The organism is Actinoplanes sp. CA-252034 (assembly GCF_050956125.1).
Classification (GTDB): Bacteria; Actinomycetota; Actinomycetes; order Mycobacteriales; family Micromonosporaceae; genus Actinoplanes.
Genome location: NZ_CP191846.1, coordinates 2381023 through 2400017 on the forward strand (window position 1 = coordinate 2381023; position 18995 = coordinate 2400017).

General features: G+C 70.5%; 11 protein-coding genes. 6 read left to right on the plus strand and 5 right to left on the minus strand.

The annotated features are described in order from the left end of the window. Positions 1 to 66 precede the first annotated feature (66 nt). Positions 67 to 1545, plus strand: a complete 1479-nt coding sequence (locus ACQPZW_RS10785) for a sugar transferase (RefSeq protein ID WP_433794697.1) — start codon at positions 67 to 69, stop codon at positions 1543 to 1545. Between the two features lie 388 nt (positions 1546 to 1933). Here the strand turns inward: ACQPZW_RS10785 and ACQPZW_RS10790 are convergent, their stop codons facing one another. Together ACQPZW_RS10790 and ACQPZW_RS10795 are read right to left on the minus strand one after the other, a co-directional pair. Continuing rightward, entirely contained in the window at positions 1934 to 6367 is a 4434-nt protein-coding gene (locus ACQPZW_RS10790; protein WP_433794698.1) for a DUF4082 domain-containing protein, read from the minus strand. 9 nt (positions 6368 to 6376) lie between these two features. Beyond that, positions 6377 to 9559 carry a N,N-dimethylformamidase beta subunit family domain-containing protein gene (locus ACQPZW_RS10795; RefSeq protein ID WP_433794699.1) on the minus strand — a complete coding sequence of 1061 codons (3183 nt, stop codon included), beginning with the start codon at positions 9557 to 9559 and terminating at the stop codon, positions 6377 to 6379. A 381-nt stretch (positions 9560 to 9940) separates the two neighbouring features. Here ACQPZW_RS10795 and ACQPZW_RS10800 point away from each other — a divergent pair, with 381 nt between their 5' ends. Beyond that, on the plus strand, positions 9941 to 10852 hold the full coding sequence (locus tag ACQPZW_RS10800) for a glycosyltransferase (RefSeq protein WP_433794700.1): 912 nt from the start codon (positions 9941 to 9943) through the stop codon (positions 10850 to 10852). A gap of 3 nt (positions 10853 to 10855) precedes the next feature. Here ACQPZW_RS10800 and ACQPZW_RS10805 read toward each other — a convergent pair whose 3' ends face one another. The 3 genes from ACQPZW_RS10805 to ACQPZW_RS10815 are packed head-to-tail and all read right to left on the minus strand — an operon-like array spanning position 10856 to position 13659. Continuing rightward, the gene (locus ACQPZW_RS10805; RefSeq protein WP_433794701.1) at positions 10856 to 11518 is read right to left on the minus strand and encodes a polysaccharide deacetylase family protein; all 663 of its coding nucleotides are present in this window, start codon (positions 11516 to 11518) and stop codon (positions 10856 to 10858) included. 6 nt (positions 11519 to 11524) lie between these two features. Then, positions 11525 to 12391, minus strand: coding sequence for a glycosyltransferase (locus ACQPZW_RS10810; RefSeq protein ID WP_433794702.1), 867 nt, complete (start codon positions 12389 to 12391; stop codon positions 11525 to 11527). Continuing rightward, a complete protein-coding gene (locus ACQPZW_RS10815; protein ID WP_433794703.1) occupies positions 12388 to 13659 on the minus strand; it encodes a glycosyltransferase family 4 protein in 1272 nt (423 codons plus the stop codon). The genes ACQPZW_RS10810 and ACQPZW_RS10815 overlap by 4 nt, the downstream gene beginning before the upstream one ends. A gap of 395 nt (positions 13660 to 14054) precedes the next feature. On the opposite strand from ACQPZW_RS10815, the gene ACQPZW_RS10820 reads away from it, so the two are divergent. The 4 genes from ACQPZW_RS10820 (at position 14055) to ACQPZW_RS10835 (ending at position 18931) form a co-directional block, all read left to right on the plus strand. Continuing rightward, positions 14055 to 14975 carry a hypothetical protein gene (locus ACQPZW_RS10820; protein WP_433794704.1) on the plus strand — a complete coding sequence of 307 codons (921 nt, stop codon included), beginning with the start codon at positions 14055 to 14057 and terminating at the stop codon, positions 14973 to 14975. Continuing rightward, the gene (locus tag ACQPZW_RS10825) at positions 14972 to 16363 is read left to right on the plus strand and encodes an O-antigen ligase family protein (protein ID WP_433794705.1); all 1392 of its coding nucleotides are present in this window, start codon (positions 14972 to 14974) and stop codon (positions 16361 to 16363) included. Before ACQPZW_RS10820 ends, ACQPZW_RS10825 begins: the two co-directional genes overlap by 4 nt. Before the next feature lie 141 nt (positions 16364 to 16504). Beyond that, positions 16505 to 17347, plus strand: coding sequence for a hypothetical protein (locus tag ACQPZW_RS10830; RefSeq protein ID WP_433794706.1), 843 nt, complete (start codon positions 16505 to 16507; stop codon positions 17345 to 17347). Between the two features lie 33 nt (positions 17348 to 17380). Further along, positions 17381 to 18931: an acyl-CoA ligase (AMP-forming), exosortase A system-associated gene (locus ACQPZW_RS10835; protein ID WP_433794707.1), complete on the plus strand. Its 1551-nt coding sequence runs from the start codon at positions 17381 to 17383 to the stop codon at positions 18929 to 18931. Positions 18932 to 18995: the final 64 nt, after the last annotated feature.

An 18995-nucleotide genomic window follows, 5' to 3' on the forward strand; every position in this document is an offset into this window, starting at 1 on the left:
TCTGGATCATCATGAGTCGGTCGCAGCCGATGTTGTTGGGGGCGTGGCGTGCAGACAATTGAATCCGTGGAGACCGTTGACCTGGCGGCGACGGCCGCGCAGCTCAAGGCGCGCTCCCGGGCGACGAAGGCGCGAGCGGGCTGGCAGAGCCGCTATGCGCTGACGCTCTATCTTCTAGACTTCGTGGTCGCTCTCAGTGCCGCCTCGTGGGCGCTGCTGATCCGGTTCGGCAGCGAGGGCATCGCGCCGTACCAGCGTGACTACCTTCTGCTCACCGTGCTGTTGCCGATCGCCTGGATCGCCTGCCTCGCGTTCAACCGAGCGTATGAGCCTCGTCACCTCTTCGTGGGCACCGAGGAGTACGCGCGCGTATTCCGTGCCGGATTGGCGCTGACCGCGGCCATCGCCATCGTCTCGTTCGCCTTCGACCTGCGTCTGGCCCGCGGTTACGTCAGTATCGCGATGCCGCTGGCGATCGCCGTCGACCTCGGCGCGCGCTTCTTCTACCGGCAGCGACTGCACCGTGCCTGGGCCCGGGGGCAGCGCCTGCACCGGGTGGTCCTGGTCGGTCACGAGCGGGCCGTCCTCGACATGACCCGCCGGCTCAGCCGTGAGCGCTACCACGGCCTCGGGGTCATCGGCGCGTGCCTGCCGCCCGGCATGGTCCGCAGCCACGCCGTCACCGGCATGCCACCGATCTACGGCACCTTCGACGACGTGGCCACCGCGGTCGCCCGCTCCGACGCCGACACCGTGATCGTGCTCTCCTGCCCGGAGATCGACGGCCCGGCCGTGCGCCGCCTGGCCTGGCAGCTCGAACGCGACGACATCGACCTGATCGTGGCGAGCACCCTGGTCGACGTGGCGGGCGACCGCACCACCATCCGCCCGGTCGACGGCCTGCCGATGCTGCACGTCGAGCACCCGAAACTCAAGGGCAGCGCCCGCGTGGTCAAGGAGATCTTCGACCGGGTCGGTGCGATCCTGCTCATCCTGCTCATGTCGCCGCTGCTCGCGGTGGTCGCGCTGCTGGTCAGGTTCGGCAAGGGCGGCCGCGGTCCGGCGATCTTCACGCAGGAGCGGGTCGGCCGGGACGGCAAGCCGTTCACGCTCTACAAGTTCCGGACCATGGCGGTCGACGCCGAAGCCCGGCTCTTCGAGCTCGGCAAGCTCAACGAGACCGACGGCGCGCTGTTCAAGATGCGCGAGGACCCGCGGATCACCCCGGTCGGCAAGTGGCTGCGCCGCCTCAGCATCGACGAGCTTCCCCAGCTCATCAACGTGGTCAAGGGCGACATGTCGCTGGTCGGCCCGCGCCCGCCGCTGGCCAAGGAGGTCGCCGACTACCCGGCCGACATGCTGCGCCGGCTGGTCGTCAAGCCGGGCCTGACCGGTCTGTGGCAGGTCTCCGGCCGCTCCGACCTGTCCTGGGAGGAGTCGATCCGCCTCGACCTCACCTACGTCGAGAACTGGTCACTCGCCATGGACCTGGCCATCCTCTTCCGCACGGTCAGCGCCGTCGTCCGCAGCTCGGGCGCCTACTGACCCTCCTTCTCACCGGTGACCCAGGGACGTCTCCCCGGGTCACCGTTCGTTTTCCGCTTCCTCTTCGAACCTTGCTTCGGTACGGCCACTCCTTCCCACTCGACCGGGAGCGGGCCGGCCGCTCGAATACTCGCCACAGCCCCCCAGCTCGCCCGTTCGAGTGCCACCATCGGCGCCCACGGAGGGGTCCTGAGAAGTTCCCGCAAGACAATCTGTGGGGCGCTCACCGCTGTTTTGAGAACCCACCGGTCCCGGCCCGGCGGCGGGGAGACGGAACCGGCCCGGCACCCGCGGGGAGACGGAACCGGCCCGGCACCCGCGGGGAGACGGAACCGGCCCGGCACCCGCGGGGAGCGGGGCCGGGCCGGTGAGGGGGACGGTGCGTCTACTACTTCTCGGTCGGGTGGTGCAGTGAACGGCCGTCCGAGGTGATGCCCACACCCCGCAGGACCGGGCTGTCACCGCCGGAGGCGCGGGTCAGCTCGGCGCGGTACTGGACGTAGCGGGAACCGCCCGGCACCTTGCCGTTCTGGGTGACCGCGGTCCACGCGGACCAGGTGCCGTCCGGCGTGGCGGTGCTGCCGGTCCGCACGTACACCTTGAGCGTCGCCCCCGAGGGCACACCACTCTGGTAGGTGAGCCGGTCCCAGCGGACCATCTGCTGGGCGTCCATCACCCGGGAGACCAGGTTGCCGCTGCGGGCGGTGCCGGTGAGCCGGACCCCGTCGTCGGTGACGGTGACCCCGGACTCCACACCGGTCCGCTGCTGCGGCGCGGTGTAGTCGGCGACACCGACCGCGGACGACACGAACGTCGCCGCCGGCCGGTTCAGCGCCGGCCAGGTGGAGACGTTGCCTGCCGCGTCGACACTGCGTACCCGGTAGTAGTAGGTGGTCCGGGGCTCCAGGCCCGTCACGACGGCGCTGAGCCGGGTTCCGTCCTGGGTTCCGGGCCACTTCGCCAGCGAGTTCGCCGAGGTTCCGACGAGCAGGGTGGCGTCCGTGGACTCGGCGGCCTTCCACGTCACCTGGGCGGTGCCGTCCGGGCGTGCGGTGACCGTGACCCCGGAGGTGGCGGGCCCGGTGCGGTCCAGCGCGCGGGTGGTGACCTTCTGCAGCGGGCCGGTGGTGGTCCGGCCGTCCGGGGTGGTGACCTTCGCCCGGTACCAGTACGTGGTGGCGGGCGCGAGTCCGGACAGTGTGACGGTCCGCCTACTGGCCTGCGAGCCGTCGACCGCCTTTTGCGTGAGCTCGGTCGGTTGTGGCCCGTACTCGATGATGGTCTTTGCGGCGCTGCTCGTCGCGACCGTGACCGATGCGCTGGTCCCACCGGCCTCGGCCGCGGCCGACGTGGTGAGCGTCGCGGTGGCCGCGGTCCCGTATCCGGCCGTGTAGGCCCCGGAGGCGGCCGTGAACATCGCGTACTCGACGCCCTTGATCGTGGTCCGGGTGAACGGGACCGCGGTCCCGGCCCGGGTCAGGGTGGACAGCGTCCGCCCGCCCGGTCCGGCGGTCGGCACCATGCCGGTGAGGCCGTTCGCGCCGGTGCCGACGTTGACCGAGAAGGTCAGGTCGTTCCCGGTCCAGGCGATGTTCGAGTACGACGAGGCGTTGCGCCCGTCCAGCCAGGTGAGCAGCTGGTGCCCGCTGATGACCGGTACGTTGTGCCGCTGCGCCGACGCCAGCACCTGGTCGCTGTCGTAGGTGGTCGCCTGGTCGGTGTGCATGTTGGCGGTGAACGCCCCGTAGTAGCCCAGCGACCCGAGAGCCGCATTGAGCAGCGTGTCCGGGGTGTACGGGTAGCTCTGCCCCGACTCGTCGGTCATCTGGGTGGCCGCCTGGTAGATGTCGATGAGCCCGCCACCGGTGTCGGCGAACCGCATCGGCATGCCGGAGCCGGTCATGAAGCCCGGCCGGTCGGCGACCCACACGTCCGGCCAGTAGTAGTAGTTGGTGTCGAGCCGGATCCCGTTGGCGGTCTGCAGGCTGGCCTGCGTCGACCAGTCGGACCAGACGATGCAGTGGGTCCGGTTGGTGTCCGGGGCGCGCACCGAGCCGTACTTGGCGCGGAACGCCGCGAGCTGGTCGGTGAGGTTGGCACCGAGCGACGTCGGGGTCCAGTCGGTGCACCCGGTGTTCAGGTGCAGCCCGACCTCGAACCCACGGTTCTGGTAGGTGCTCGCCTGGCTGTTGGTCAACGGCGTGTTCGGGAAGATGTACGAGGTGAACCGCGGGCACTGCCAGTCGTCCACCACACATCCGGTGGGGCTGTTGGCCAGGTACTGGTCGAAGCGTCCCGCGGTGCCGCCGGTGGCGTGGTCGTCACCGGTGGCGACGACGACCGCCTTGAGGCTGCGCGGGAAATACCAGAACCTCGGCAGCGGCTTGCGGTCGGCGTTCATCGCCCCGATCAGGTTGGCGAGCAGGCGCTGCTGCTCGTCGGCCTGCGGGACGGCGACCTTGGTGAGATCGACCCAGTCGGTGGCGCCGCCGCCGAAGTACAGGTCGTCGGAGCGGATCGGCGCGCGGCCGTCCCGGTCCTGCTTCTCCCAGGCCGGGTTGCCCTGCCGGGTGTAGACCAGCGACCGCGGCAGGTCGAAGGTGAACGCGGCCGCCTGACCGCCGGCCGTGCCGACGTCGGCGAGCGACACCGCCGGGTTGACGGTGGCCGTGGTGCCGGAGGAGTACAACGCCGCCACCGAGCGCGCGCCGGAGAGCGTGTAGCGGTCGGCGGTGCTGTGGTACTGGATGGTCTGCCCGGTGATGCCGGCGCCCGGCGACGTCGACGTGTCGACGCGCAGGTAGCCCTCGGACAGGGTGCCGGTGGTGGCGGTCAGGCCGAGCAGGCTCGCGAGCTGCTTGTCCGGCCGGAACGCGATCAGGTTGCCACCGCCGGTGACCCAGGTGGTGAACGTGCCGACCTGCGCCGCGGTGAGCGGGGTGGAGCCGAGCAGGACCACGTCGTACTGGGCGAGCAGCGCCGGGGTGACGGCGGACAGGTCCACGGTGGCGAACTCGTTGAGGCCCTCGGCGCGCAGCACCTCGGCCGCGAACGACGTGAACCCGCTGGCGCCGGAGACCGCCGACTTCACCACCAGGACCGGACCGCCGGGGCCCTGGTCCGGCGGCGGCGGAGGCGGCGCCGACGTGGTGAACGACCAGGTCACCGGCGTCATCAGGTTGCCCGCCGCGTCCCGGGCCCCGCTCACCGTGGCGGTGTACGAGGTGGAGTGGGCGAGCGCCGCGGACGGGGTGAGGATCGCCGTGGCGGTGGTCGTGTCGTAGGTGGTGGCGCCGGCGACGGTCCCGGACGGGCCGGTCAGCACGATCGAGGCCGCGGTGACCGGCTCGGTGAACGCCGCGGTGACGGCGGTCGTGGCGGCCACACCGGACGCTCCGGGTGCCGGGGCGCGACTGCTCAGGGCCGGGGCGAGGGTGTCGGCCGCGGTGGTGTCGAAGACGACGTCGACCCAGTAGTTGGTGGCCTGGTAGGTGCTGTTGGGGAAGCCGCTCGCGCCGTACCGGTAGACGCCGTTGCCGCCCTCGGCGCCGTTGGCCAGGGCGGTCAGCGGGCCCCGGCTGACCGCCGAGGAGAGCCCGTTGCCCGTCACCGAGTAATAGCCGATGTCGGTGTGGTACGACGCCACGTAGGTGGTGTTGGCGCTGACCGCGACCGGAGCCGCGAGCGTGACGGTCTGCCAGCCGAACGTGCTCTCGCCGGTGAAGGTCACGTTCGCGAGCCGGGTGCCGGTGCTCGACCAGAGCGAGCCGGAGTGGGTGCCGGTGTTCTGGCTGCCCTTGTAGAACTTGAGCCCGGTGATGTAGCCGGCCGATGTGCTGCGGAACTTCACCCCCAGCTCGACGGACGAGTTGTCGTTGACCGTGCCGGTGGCCGGCGCGGCGGTGGTGGGCCAGATCGAGCAGGGACACCCGGATCCGCCCGCGGCCGCGGTGGTGAACGACCAGGAGAACGGGCTCATCAGGTTTCCCGCAGTGTCCCGTGCCCCGGAGACGGTGGCCGTGTAGCTAGTGGACGCGGCGAGCGCCCCCGGCGTGAACGTCACCGTCCGGGTGGAGGCGTTGTAGGCGGTCGTGCCGGTGACCCCGGCGACGGTGAGGGCCGGGGTGCCGGTCTGCACCGCCTCGCTGAGGACCGCGGCGACCGTCGAGGTGGTGGCCACCCCGGTCGCGCCGGCGGCCGGGCTGGTGCTGGTCACCGTCGGCGGCGTGGTGTCGGTGACGCCGGTGGTGAAGACGACGTCGACCCAGTAGTTCGCGCCCTGCCAGGTGCTGTTCGGGAAGCCGCCGCCGGTGCCGTACCGGTAGACGCCGTTGCCGCCGTCCTGGCCGTCACGCAGCGCGTGCAGCGGCGCGTTGTCGACGCCGGCCGACAGGGCGCCGCTGTCGCCGGCGTACCGGCCGTTCGGTGCGTAGTAGGAGGCGACGTACGTGGTGTCGGCGTTGATCGTGATCGGGCTGGCGAACGTGGCGGTCTGCCAGCCGGACGCGGTCTCGTTGGTGAAGGTGACGGTGCCCAGGTTGCCGCCGGAGGCGCTCCACAGGTTGCCGACGTGTGTCCCGGTGTTCGCGGTGCCCTTGTAGAAGCGGACGCCGGTGATCTGCCCGGCGACGTCGGACCGGAACTTGACTCCCACCTCGACCGCGTTCGGGTCGGAGTCGGACGCGGTGCCCGGTGTCGCCGTCGCGGCGAAGATGGAACACGGACAGGTCGCGGCCGCGGCCGGAGCCGCGGGCGCGACGATGAGCGCGGTCGCCGCCAGTGCCAGGCACAGGAGGAACGACCGGAGTCTCGGTAAGGTCAAAACGCGCTCCTAGCTTGCCGGGGTGAACACGACGTCCACCCAGTAGTTGCTCGACTGCCAGCTGTCGGTGGGGAAGACCCCGCCGGTCCCGTAGCGGTAGACGCCGTTGAGCCCGTCCACGCCGTTGCGCAGCGCGTGCAGTGGGCCGTTGTCGACACCGGCCGACGCGAAGAACCCGCCGTCGAAGGCGTACCGGCCGTTCGGTGCGTGGTACGACACGACGTATGTCGTGCCCGCGCTGATCGTGACCGGGGTGGCGAGCGTGGCCTGCTGCCAGCCGGTCGCGGACTCGCCGCCGAAGGTCACGCTGCCCAGCAGGGTCCCGGTCGACGACCAGAGCCGTCCGACGTGGGTGCCGCTGTTGCCGCTGCCCTTGTAGAACCGGATCCCGGTGACCTGCCCGGCGACGTCCGAGCGGAACTTCATGCCCAGCTCGACCGCGGCGGTCTCCGAGTCGGCGGGCGAGCCGGGTGTCGCCGAGGCCGGCCACACCGAGCACGGGCAGTTCGGCCCGGTCGGCGCCGCGGCCGTGGTGAATGTCCACGACGTGCCGGTCATGGTGTTGCCGGCGGCGTCGCGGGCCCCGCTGACCGTGGCGGTGTAGGTGGTCGACGCGGCCAGGGCGGCCGACGGGGTGAAGGTCACGCTGCTCGAACCGGCGGCGGTGCTGCCGGCCACCGCACCGGACGGGCCGGTCACGGTGACGGCGGCCGACGTGACGGCCTCGCTGAACGTCGCCGACACCGTGGTCGCGGCGGCCACCCCGGTCGCCCCGGAGGCGGGGGAGCGGGTGGTGACGGTCGGCGCCGTGGTGTCCGGGCCGGTGGCGTCGGGGGTGAAGACGACGTCGACCCAGTAGTTGGCGGACTCCCACGACAGCGTCGGGAACCCGGCGCCGAAGCGGTAGACGCCGTTGGCGCCCTCGACCCCGTCCCGCAGCGCGTGCAGCGGGCCGCTGTCCACGCCGGTGTCGGCGAAGTAGCCGACGTCCCCGGCGTACCGGCCGTTCGGGGCGTAGTAGGAGGCGATGTAGGTGGCACCGGCGGTCAGCGAGACCGGGGTGGCGAAGGTGGCGGTCTGCCAGCCGGTGCTGGTCTCGCCGGTGAAGGTGACCGAGCCGAGCTGGGTGCCGGACGCGGTCCAGAGCTTGCCGACGTGCGTACCGCTGTTGCCGGCGCCCTTGTAGAAGCGGATGGCGCTGACCTTGCCGGCCACGTCGGCGCGGAACTTCACGCCGATCTCGGTGGCGCTGCCGTCCGGGTCGCTCGGGGTGGCCGGCACGTCGTCGAGGGTCCACAGACTGCACGGGCAGGCCCGTTGGCCGACCGTGATGGACCGGCTGACGGCGGCGCCGATCCGGCCGCTGTCGTCGATCGCCCGGGCCCGGATGTCGACCGTGCCCGCGCCGGTGGTGGTGAACGCGTACGTCCAGGCGCCCCGTCCGGTCGCCGGTTTCCAGCTGGTGCCGCCGTCGACGGAGACCTCGACGCCGCCGACCACACCGCCGGTGTCGGTGGCGGTGCCGGAGACGGTGACCCGGGTGCCGGCCGGGACCGTGGTGCCCGCGGCGGGCGCGGTGATGACCGCGGCCGGGGCGACGGTGTCGGTGGAGGCGGTGGCCGCGGTCAAGCCGGACTGGATGGTGGCCGGCTGCGCGCCCATGTCGGCGAACAGGTTGACGGTGGCCTGCTTCATCGGCGTGCTGGCCGCGCCCGAACCGCGGTCGTGGTTGCTGTCCAGGCCCCACGACCACTGCACGGTGCCGGCGCCGAAGACCAGCGCGCCACCGGCCGTCCGGTACATGGTCAGGTTGTGGGTGGCTGTTCCGGAGGTGTAGCTGGAGCCCTGGTCGGTGAGGATCTCGACGCCGCTCGCGGTGGTGCTGGAGAGCCGGATGAGCCCCTGCGGGCGGGCCGCGTTGACCAGGTCCTCGTCCCACTCGTACCCGACGGTGCCGGTGCCGAGGGTGGCGGTGGCGTTGGACGCCTGGGCGGCCACGGTGGTGCCACGCCACAGCCGCATCTTCCCGTCGGCCGCCGGGACCTGGAGGTTGACCGTGCCCGAGTTGACCTCGAAGGAGGTGCCGGTGAGGTTGTTCTCCGGGCGGCCGCCGTTCTTCGGCGGGCTGAACCGTGGGTCACGCCACGTGCCGGTCCACTCGGAGGTCGGGTCGATGGCCGCGTTGGCGTGCGTCTCCTTGTAGCAGACCAGGGTGCGGTACGGCGTGCCCGAGCCGTCCACGCTGGTCTCCCAGCGGGTCTTCCAGAACACCTCGTTGCCGCTGAAGAACGCCAGGTGCAGGCCGGCGTCGCGGGCCGACTCGATGTTGGCGCGCTGCTGCCCGGACCAGTACTCGTCGTGCCCGACCGACAGGAACGCCTTGTGGTTGCGCAGCAGCGAGCCGCGCCGGTCGGTGTCGATGCCGGAGATGTAGCTGACGTCGTACCCGTTGGCCTCCAGGAAGCGGACCATCGGGTACTCGGCGTTGAAGACGAAGTCCTCGGCCCCGGTGCCGCGCGTGGTGATCGGCCGGTTGTAGGACACCTTGTACGCGCGCCCGGCCGGCGACCCGACGTAGAAGCTGTTGCCCCCGTACGTGTTGTACGCCTGCCACGTCGTGTCGGAGGTCTGGAAGACCAGGTCGGAGCGGCCGGCGTCGTCGCGGACCACGAACATGACGTGGCTGGCCCCGGCCGTGCCGTCGGTGCGCACGAGCCGCGCGAAGTAGATGCCGGACACCGCGGTCGCCGGCACCGGCCAGGACGCGGAGACCGCCCAGTTGCCGCAGTCGACGAGCCCGGTGGCGGGCGCCGAGATGCAGGACGGCTGGGTCTGCCGCCCGACCGGGTTCACCGTGGTGATGAACCGGGCGCCGTTGCCGCCGTAGTAGCCCATCCGGTAGATGTCGAGCCGGTACGACGTGGCCGTGGAATTGATCTTGAAGTTGACCGTCTCACCGACGTTGACACTCATCTCGGTGGTGAAGCCCTGCAGCGCCGCGCTGCCGGACCCGCTGACGTCCCACGTGGCCTTCGGGGTGCCGGCCCTGGTGTTCTCACAGGCGATCGGATTGACCACCGGAGCGCACGGGTCGGCCGCGTTCGCCGGGCCGGCGGACGGCAGGAACAGTGCCGCCGCGACGAGGGTGAGGACCAGCAGCGCCCGCTGCCGGAAGAGTCTGGGATATCGCAAAGGGAATCGCCTCCCCGCCGCGCGCCCTGCGCTACGGCCGTCGACAAAAAGAGCCGGCCCCGGCCGGCGGAGCTTGGAGTTGATCCTCTAGATAGAGGGCTGAACATATCTATCGATTTGCCGACACCGAAGGGCCAGGAGGCGCAATCGATCCTGTCGGCGGATGACCTCCAGCACCTACCTGTTTCGACTGCTCACCGAACGGGTCGAAGGGTCCGGCCATTTGGGCAGAGGGGTCCGGCCGGGGCGTACCGGGATGACGGATTCCGACACTCGCGATGGCCGACCGGCGGTACCGGCGTTTTCGCCCGGACGGCAGGATGATCGGCGTCCGGAAGACCTGGGGAGGACAAGTTGGACAGCACGCCCGAATCTGTGGCGGTGGTTGCGGTCACGTACAACAGCGAGCGATTGATCCCTGATCTGATCGCCTCGCTCGGACCGGGCCTGGAGGGCGTCGACTGGCAGTTGATCGTCGCGGACAACGCGTCCGCGGACGACTCGGTGGGCACGGTGCGGCGGCTCGCGCCGGACGCCACCGTGGTCGAGATGGGACGTAACGCGGGCTATGCCGCGGGCATCAACGCGGCCGTGGCCAAGGCCGGGCCGTTCACCGCGGTCCTGGTGCTCAACCCGGACGTGCGGCTCACCCCCGGCTGTGTGCGCACCCTGCTCGGGGTGCTGCGTACCGAGGGGACCGGCATCGCGGTGCCGCTGCTGGAGGACGGTGACGGCGAGCTCATCCACACGATGCGCCGTGAGCCGTCGGTCCGGCGGGTCATCGGGGACGCGCTGATGGGCGCGGTCCGGGCCGGCCGCTACCCGGCGTTCGGCGAGATGGTGACCGACGAGCGGCTCTACACCGCCGAGCGGGTCGCCGACTGGGCCGAGGGCTCGACCGTTCTGATCAGCGCCGAGTGCTGGGACCGGATCGCGCCGTGGGACGAGTCGTTCTTCCTCTACTCGGAGGAGACCGACTTCGCGCTGCGGGCCGGTGACGCGGGCCTGGCAACCCGGTTCACACCGGCGGCCAAGGCGGTGCACCTGGAGGGCGACTCGAAGGTGTCACCGGCGTTGTGGACGCTGCTCACGCTGAACAAGGTGCGGCTCTACCGGCGGCGGCACAACGCGCTGCTCGGGGCCGCGTTCTGGGCGGCGCTGGTGGCGCGGGAGGGCAGCCGGGCCGTGCTCGGCAAGGGTCCGAGCAAGCTCGCGGTGCGGGCCCTGCTCAGCCCGTCGAGGCTGCGGGAGACGCCGGGGCCGGACACCGTCCGGCGCGACGCCTCCCGCTGAGCCTCAGCGGATTCGCTTGACGACTCCGACCGCCTCCAGCTTGAGGCGGGTCAGCGCGCCGGGGCCCACCAGGGCCTCGGCGCGCAGTCCGTCCACGGTGTCCTCGCGGCGCAGGCTGTAGCGGGGCTGCAGCCAGTCCTCGGACCGGGCCCGGCGGCGGTCGCTGGTGAAGACCCGCCGGTAGCCGAGTTTGCGCATCCGGGAGAGCAGCTGGCGGTCGTACCGGCCGAGCGGGCAGGCCGCCTGGTCCACCGGCACGCCGACGGCCTCGGCGATCCGCTGCCGGGCCGTCTCCAGCTCGTCCCGGCTCGTCTCGGCGTCCATGCCGCGCCACGGCCGGTGCCACATGCCGTGCGTGCCGATCGTCATGCCCGCGCCGTGCAGCTTGCGGACGTCGGACTCGCTGAGACTGCCGGGCTTTCCGAACCGGGCCGCCAGCACGTAGAACTCCGCGGTCAGGCCGCGCTCGAGCAGCGCCGGCAGCCCGATCTCCAGGTCCGAGGCGTTGCCGTCGTCGAAGCTGATCCGGACCGACGGCCAGGTGCGGATCTCGTCGAGCACCGCGTGGAACAGCTCGACGCTGATCCAGTAGCGGTCCTCGCCGAGCTCCAGCTCACGCTGCGGCGTGCCGATGCCGTGGAAGCAGATGTTGATGACGTCGCTCATGACTTCCTATCGCTGTGCCGCGGACTCGTTGTCGGCGATCCGGGATGACTCGTCGCGTCCCCAGGCGGCGCCGCCGTCGCCGGCCCGTCTGGCGGCCAGCGCGGCCCACACGGTGATGCCGACGTAGCAGGCCGCCGCGGGGGCCAGCCACGGCCGGGGGAGGACCACGTCCCGCAGCCAGGAGCTGCGGGCGGCCGGGCGTACCGGAACGGTGACCTCGCCACGGGCCGCGGCGGCCCGCATGGCGGCGTTGCCGCCGCGGACCCGGATCAGGCGGCGGATCAGGTCACCGGTGCGCCGTGGGGTGGCGACCTTCGCGGCGTACGCGTTCACGTGCGCCTTCTCCTCGGCGGCGAACTGCGAGTCGAGGAACAGGTCGTCGGCGACCAGCTCGGGGAACCGCCCGAACCGCGCCCGCCCCTCTTCCGACAGCGCCACCACGCCCCGCCCGAACAACCCGTCGCGCATCACCGGCAGTCGCCCGTGCACCGCGAAGTAGGCCCGGACCAGCAGCGGCCGCCCGGTGACGTCGAGCTCGCGCCCGACCGTCGCCGACGGCGTCCCGGACTCCAGCACCTCGGTGAGGGCCCGGACCGCCGCGGTGCTCAGCACGATGTCGGCGTCCAGATAGATGCGCGGAAAACCCACCGCGGCGTCGTCACCCGCGTTGAGGGCGCCGGATTTGCCCGGCGTGGGCAGATCCAGCACGCGTACGCCCGGACGCGCCCCGGCGACCTGGACGGTGTCGTCGGTGCACCCGTTGGCGACCACCGTCACGTCGAGCTCACCGGGCCGCGCGTCGGCGAGCAGTGCGTCGAGGCACCGCCCGATGACCGCGGCCTCGTTGTGGGCCGCGATGACGATGCTGGTCACGGCTGGTCCACCCGGGTAGCCGAGTCGGAACCGGTCCGCTGGCGGGGGATGAAGGGCGTCTGCGGGGGCAGGCGCTTGGCCAGCAGTCGCTGGAAGACCGAGGCGTACGGCCCGGCCTGGTGCTCCCAGGAGAGCATGCTCAGGAACCGGTCGCGGCCCAGCTTGCGCATCTGCTGCCGCCGCGCCGGGTCGTCGAGCAGCTCGTCGATGACCGCGGCGAACTCCTCCGGGGCGCCGGTCGGCACGTAGGCGCCGGCCTCGTCCAGGGTGCGCCGGGTCTCGATGCCGTCGGCGGCGACGACCGGCAGGCCCCGGCCCACGTACTCGACCGTCTTGGCCATCGTGGACAGCTGGTTCATCCGGGTCGGCAGGTCGGGCTGGATCGCGATGGTGGCCGAGCGCAGCACCTCGTCGACCTGTGCGCCGTTGAGCCAGCCGGTGAGCTCCACCACGTCCCCGAGGTTCTTCTCGGCGACCAGGGCGCGAACCGACGGCATGCTCTCGCCGTCGCCGGCCAGCACGATCTTCCAGCCGTCGCGCCCACGCCGCTTGATCAGCTCGTCGGCGGCGTGGACCACGCCCTCGACGTTGTCCTGCGGGCCGAAGACGCCGAGGTAGACGATCCGGTGCAGGCCGTCGGCCGCGACCGGCTCCTGCGGGTCGCCGTCGACCGCGATCTCCTTGAGGGACGGGCCGTTGCGGACCACGGTCACCTTCTCCGGGCGGACGCCCTTGCGGACCGCGTTGTCCTTGAACGACTGGTTGGTGGCGACCACCTCGGTGGCGGTGCGCAGGGTCAGCCACTCGAGGGCGTTGAGCACGCGCAGCACCCACTTGTTGGGTTCGCCGTCGCCGCGGGAGATGTAGACCTCGGGGCACAGGTCGTGGTGGTCGAAGACCCACGGCCGGCCGATGGCGCGCAGCAGCAGGGCGAGCGGCCAGTACACGTCGGGCGGGTTGCAGACCTGCACGGCGTGGGCGCGGCCGGCGAGGATCTCGCCGATCAGGCGGATCGCGATGCAGAGGAAGGACCAGCCGAACTCGACCGCGAAGGTGAGCAGGCCACTGCCGTAGACCTTGACGGGGTACGGCTTGAGCCGGGTGTTGCGGCTGCCGGGGAGGATCTTCAGGGTCTTGTCGCCTCGCGGCGCGATGACCGTGACCTCGAAGCCCTTCTCCTCCAGCGTGAGGCATTCCCGGATGACGCGGCGGTCACGCTCGGCCGGCAAGTTGGCGATGAGGATGGTGACATGGGTGTTACGGGCCATCGTTGCGGTCCGTCTCCTTCGGTTACTCCGGACCGTGAAGACACTGTCGGATGACATGACCTGACAGCAACCGGCCATTAGGGCACCGTAAGGGTCATCCGTTCAATCCAGAGCCGTAAATGTGATGAATACGTGATAGATGGCGTTTGACGCATTCACCCGCATCGAGAGGTATGTCCGGGCAAGTTGAGGTGATCTTGGGCCTATAGTCCATTTTGTTCTTCCGATAGAACGGACACGCACCCGGGCGGAACTGCATGTCGGTTTTATGACAGGCTCTGCGAAGCCACGCGATTCTGTCCGGACGGCCGGATGCCTAAGATCGATGGCGGATGGACGGCTCGCGACGAGTCGTGAAGGGTCGTGCACCGACCCGTTTCAACGAGAGGGAAATCGTGGATCTCTGGGACCTGACCAGGCTGCTTCTGCGCCGGTGGTACTTCGCCGTGCCGATGCTGGTGGCCACGGTTGCGGTCGTGTTCCTGGCGGCTCAGTCGGTGTCCCCCGACTACAAGGCCATGGGATACGTCCAGATGATCCCCGCTCCGAGTTCCGGCAAGGTCCCGGAGCCGAACGCCAAGCCCCGCCCGCAGAACCCGTGGCTGGACCTCGGCTACTCCGCTCTGGGTAACGCGGTCTCCCTGACCGTGACCGAGCCCACCGCTCTGGAGAAGCTGGCCGCCCAGGGCTACTCGGACAGCGTCGTGGTGCTGCTCAACGAGCGCACCCCGCTCTTCGAGATCGAGGTCGTCGGCGACACCAGGGAGCAGGCCTCGAGCACCGTGAAGAAGGTGATCGAGCTGCTCAAGGCCGACATGGCCGCCAAGCAGGAGCAGTACGGTCCGCAGAAGCAGGACATCATCACCACGTTCGTGATCAACGACGGCAGCAACCCGGTGCAGGACGGCGGCACCCGTAAGCGGGTCCTGATCGTCGCCGGCGGCCTGGGTGTGCTGCTCACCACGGCGTGCACGATCGCCCTCGACTACTGGCTGCGCCGCCGGGCCCGGCTCAAGGACGGCGGCGACGACAAGCCCTCCGGCAAGGCGGCCGGCTCGGCGGTGCCCGGCCTGGTCCCGTCGGCGATGCCCGACCCGACCGAGCAGACGCAGGTGCTGCGCCCGCAGCCGACGTCGCCGGCGGCCAACGGCAAGTCCTACAACGGTGACGGCAACCGCCGGCCCGACCAGCCGCAGGACCGCCGCACCCGGCCGGTGAGCGGCGCGTCGCCCCGTGGTGACGCCCCGGTCGACGCCACCGTCGTGCTGCCGTCGCCCAACTTCCAGACGCGCCGCCCGCAGGGCCGATCGCAATGACCTCGCCGGCGTCCTCGCCGGTGCATCCGGTCGATCTCGAACCGTCGCTGATCGCGCCGCAGACGTACGCCACCCGACGGACCAACCTCCGCCTCGATGTCGCCCTGGTGGTCGGCATCATGATCTGCCTGCTCTACATGCTGCCGGCCCGGCTGATCGTGCCGAACATGACGTTCGCCGGGCGGCCCGCGCTGCTCGTCGCGTTCGGGCTGTTCGCCTGGTGGCTGGTGGCCCGGCTCAGCCCGCGGCTGCTGGTGGTCGGCCCGCAGCCGCTGCGCTGGGCCTGCCTGTTCTACCTGCTCTCGATCATCGGCTCCTACCTCGCGGGGATGCTGCGCGGCCTGCCGTCGATGGAGGCCAACCAGCAGAACTTCACGGTGCTGATCACGTTCCAGTTCCTGGGTGTGATCCTGATGACCGCGGACGGCCTGGCCAACTGGGAGCGCGTGCGCTGGGTGCTGCGGGTCTTCGTGGTGGCGGCCGGGTTCATGGCGATCGTCGGCCTGATCCAGTCGACCTTCAAGTACGACATCGCCCGCCTGCTGGTGATCCCCGGCCTGGAGCTGAAGATCGACCTGGCCGACTTCCAGCCGCGCGGTGAGGGCGGCCTGTTCCGGGTGCCGTCCACGGCGGTGCACTACATCGAGTTCAGCACGGTCATGGCGATGGCGGTGCCGTACGCGCTGCACCTGGCCAGGTATTGCTCCACCACGAACCGCCGGTTCTTCTTCGGGATCCTGACCGCGCTGATCGCGGCCTCGGTCCCGGTGGCCATCTCGCGGACCGGCGTGCTCGCCCTGGCGATCGTCTTCATCTCCATGTTCATCTTCGGGTGGAACTGGCGGACCCGCTTCAACCTCGCCATTCTCGGTGTCGGGCTGACCGCCCTGCTGGTGGTGGCGCGGCCCGGCCTGATCGGCACGCTGAGCGCGATGTTCCTGAGTGTCAACGAGGACACCAGCATCTCCGGCCGGACCGACGACTACGAGATCGTCGAAGCATGGTTCTCGCAGCGCCCGTGGCTCGGCCGCGGCCCGGGAACCCTGATTCCCGATCTCTACATCATCCTCGACAACCAGTGGCTGCTGACGCTGGTCACCGGCGGGATCATCGGTGTCCTGGCCCTCGCGGCACTGCACATCACCACCATCGTGCTGGGCTGGACGGCGATGCGCCGGGCCGCGACCGAGGAGGACCGGCACCTGTGCGCGGCGTTGTTGTCGTCACAGTTCGTCGCGATTGTGGTGGCCGGCACATTCGATTCCTTCAGCTTCACGACATTCTCGTTCACGTTGGCGTTGACTATGGGACTCGCGGGCGCCGCATGGCGTTTGACACATCCGTCCCGAGTCATTCGGACGTCCACCGTCAACCGGCTGTTTGAATGAATCCCGATCGACATATCGCCGTTCTTCGCCACCCGGCCGGAGCGGCATCATGGACGTCAATGGGGGTTGTTGGCGCGTTTCTTCCACAAGAGTGGCAGAGGTTGCCAGTGCCCTGTGAGCTTGCGGAAGGAACCCGCCCCAGTGACTCTCCACGTCGCGCCCATCACGACGGCCGACATCCCGGCGGTGGCCCGGTTCCTGCACGAGCATCTGAACGACCGGGTCACGGCTGAGGCCTGGGAGCGGGCGGTGCAGGTCCCGTGGAAGGTGTCCGCGCCCAATCACGGCTTCCTGCTCCGGGACGCCGAGACCGGTGCGGTGGCCGGGGCGTACCTCGCGTTCTACTCCGAGCGCGACGGCCGCCGGTTCTGCAACCTGGGCGCCTGGTGCGTGCTCCCGCAGCACCGGTTCCACAGCCTGAAGCTGCTCAAGGCACTTCTCGCGCAAGAGGGACACATCTTCACCGACCTCTCGCCGAGTGGCAACGTGGTGCCGATGAACACCCGGCTCGGTTTCGAGTTCCTGGACACCTCCGCCGTCGTCGCGCCGAACCTGCCCTGGCTGCCCGTGCGGGGCAGGCTCAGCGTCGACCCGGCGGTGCTGGAGAGCACCCTGCGCGGCGACGACCTGCAGATCTACCGCGATCACGCGAGCACCGCGGCGGCACAGCACGTGCTGCTGCGCCGCGGCGACCGGTACTCCTACGTGATCTACCGGACCGACCGCCGCAAGGGCCTGCCGATCTTCGCCTCGCTGCTGTATGTCAGCGACCCGGAGCTGTTCCGCGTGATGCGGCGCCGCTTCCAGAGCCATCTGCTGCTGCGGCACGGCATCCTCGCGCTGCTGACCGAGATACGGGTGGCCGGCCACCGGCCACGGCTGTCGCGGATGCTGCCGGACACGCGCCGCAAGATGTACCGCGGCGACGTGGCCGCACAGGACGTCGACTACCTCTACAGCGAGCTGACCTGCCTGAGCTGGTGACCGTTGTTCGATACCGGAAGAGGTTCCACCGAAATGCGCATCCGACTGCACGACCTGCTGGCCGGGGCGGCCGGCCGGGCAGGCGACTCACCGGCTCTCACCTTTCGTGACGACACCGTCTCCTACGGGGAGCTGTGGCGTGACGTCCAGGCCAAGGGCGCCGGCCTGCGGAAGCTGATCTCCCGCGGCGAGCGGGTCGCCGTCTACCTGGACAAGCGGATCGAAACGGTCTCCGCGATCTTCGCGACCTCGGCCGCCGGCGGCGCGTTCGTGCCGGTCAACCCGGTGCTGCGGGCCAAGCAGGTGGCCTACATCCTGGCCGACTGCGACGTCCGGGTGCTGGTCACCACGGCCGAGCGGCTCGAATCGCTCCAGGAGGAGCTGGAGCAGGTCAAGTCGCTGCGCCACGTCGTCCTGGTCGGCGGCGGTACCGCCGAGTCGACGTCGTTCGAGGTCAGCTCCTGGGCGAGCCTGGACGAGGCCGGGCCGCTGCCGGCAGGCCCCGGCATCGACGTCGACATGGCCGCGATCCTCTACACCTCGGGCAGCACCGGCAAGCCCAAGGGTGTGGTCCTGTCGCACCGCAATCTGCTGACCGGTGCCGAGAGCGTCAGCACCTACCTGGAGATGACGGCCGAGGACGTCGTCCTGGCGGCCCTGCCGCTCAGCTTCGACGCCGGGTTCAGCCAGCTCACCACGTCGTTCGCGGTCGGCGCGCACGTCGTGCTGGTCAATTACCTGCTGCCGCGCGACGTGGTCAAGCTCTGCACCAGGCACGGCGTCACCGGCCTGACCTGCGTGCCACCGCTGTGGCTGCAGATCGCCGACCAGACCTGGCCGGAGGAGACCGGGCGCAAGCTGCGCTATTTCGCCAACACCGGCGGGCGCATGCCCAAGACCACCCTGGACCGGTTGCGGTCGATCTTCCCCGATGCCAAGCCCTTCCTGATGTACGGGCTGACCGAGGCGTTCCGGTCGACCTACCTCGACCCGTCCCAGGTCGACGCGCGTCCCGACTCGATCGGCAAGGCCATCCCGAACGCGGAGATCCTGGTGGTCCGCCCGGACGGCAGTGTCTGCGACGCCGGCGAGGAGGGCGAGCTGGTGCACCGGGGCGCCCTGGTGGCCCTGGGCTACTGGAACGACCCGGCCCGTACCGCCGAGCGCTTCAAACCGCTGCCCGGCGCCGAGGGCGCGCTCAACCCGGAGCTGGCCGTCTGGTCCGGTGACTCGGTGGTCCGTGACGAGGAGGGCTTCCTCTACTTCGTGGGCCGCACCGACGACATGATCAAGACCTCGGGGTACCGGGTGAGCCCGACCGAGATCGAGGAGATCGTCTACGGCACCGGCCTGGTCCGCGACGCGGTCGCGCTCGGCCTGCCCGACCCCAAGCTGGGCCAGAAGATCGTGCTGATCGTCAGCCCGGCCGGCGACGAGCTCGACGTCGACGCCCTGCGTGCGGCGCTCAAGAAGGACCTGCCGCTCTACATGCTGCCCAAGGACGTGCTGGTGCGGCCGGAGCTGCCGCGCTCGCCGAACGGCAAGTTCGACCGCAACCTGATCCGCCAGGAGGTGTCCGCATGAGCGAGCTCGCGAGCGAATCATCAAGCAACGTCTGTAGGTCATGCCGACGCCGGAGCGCAGCGGA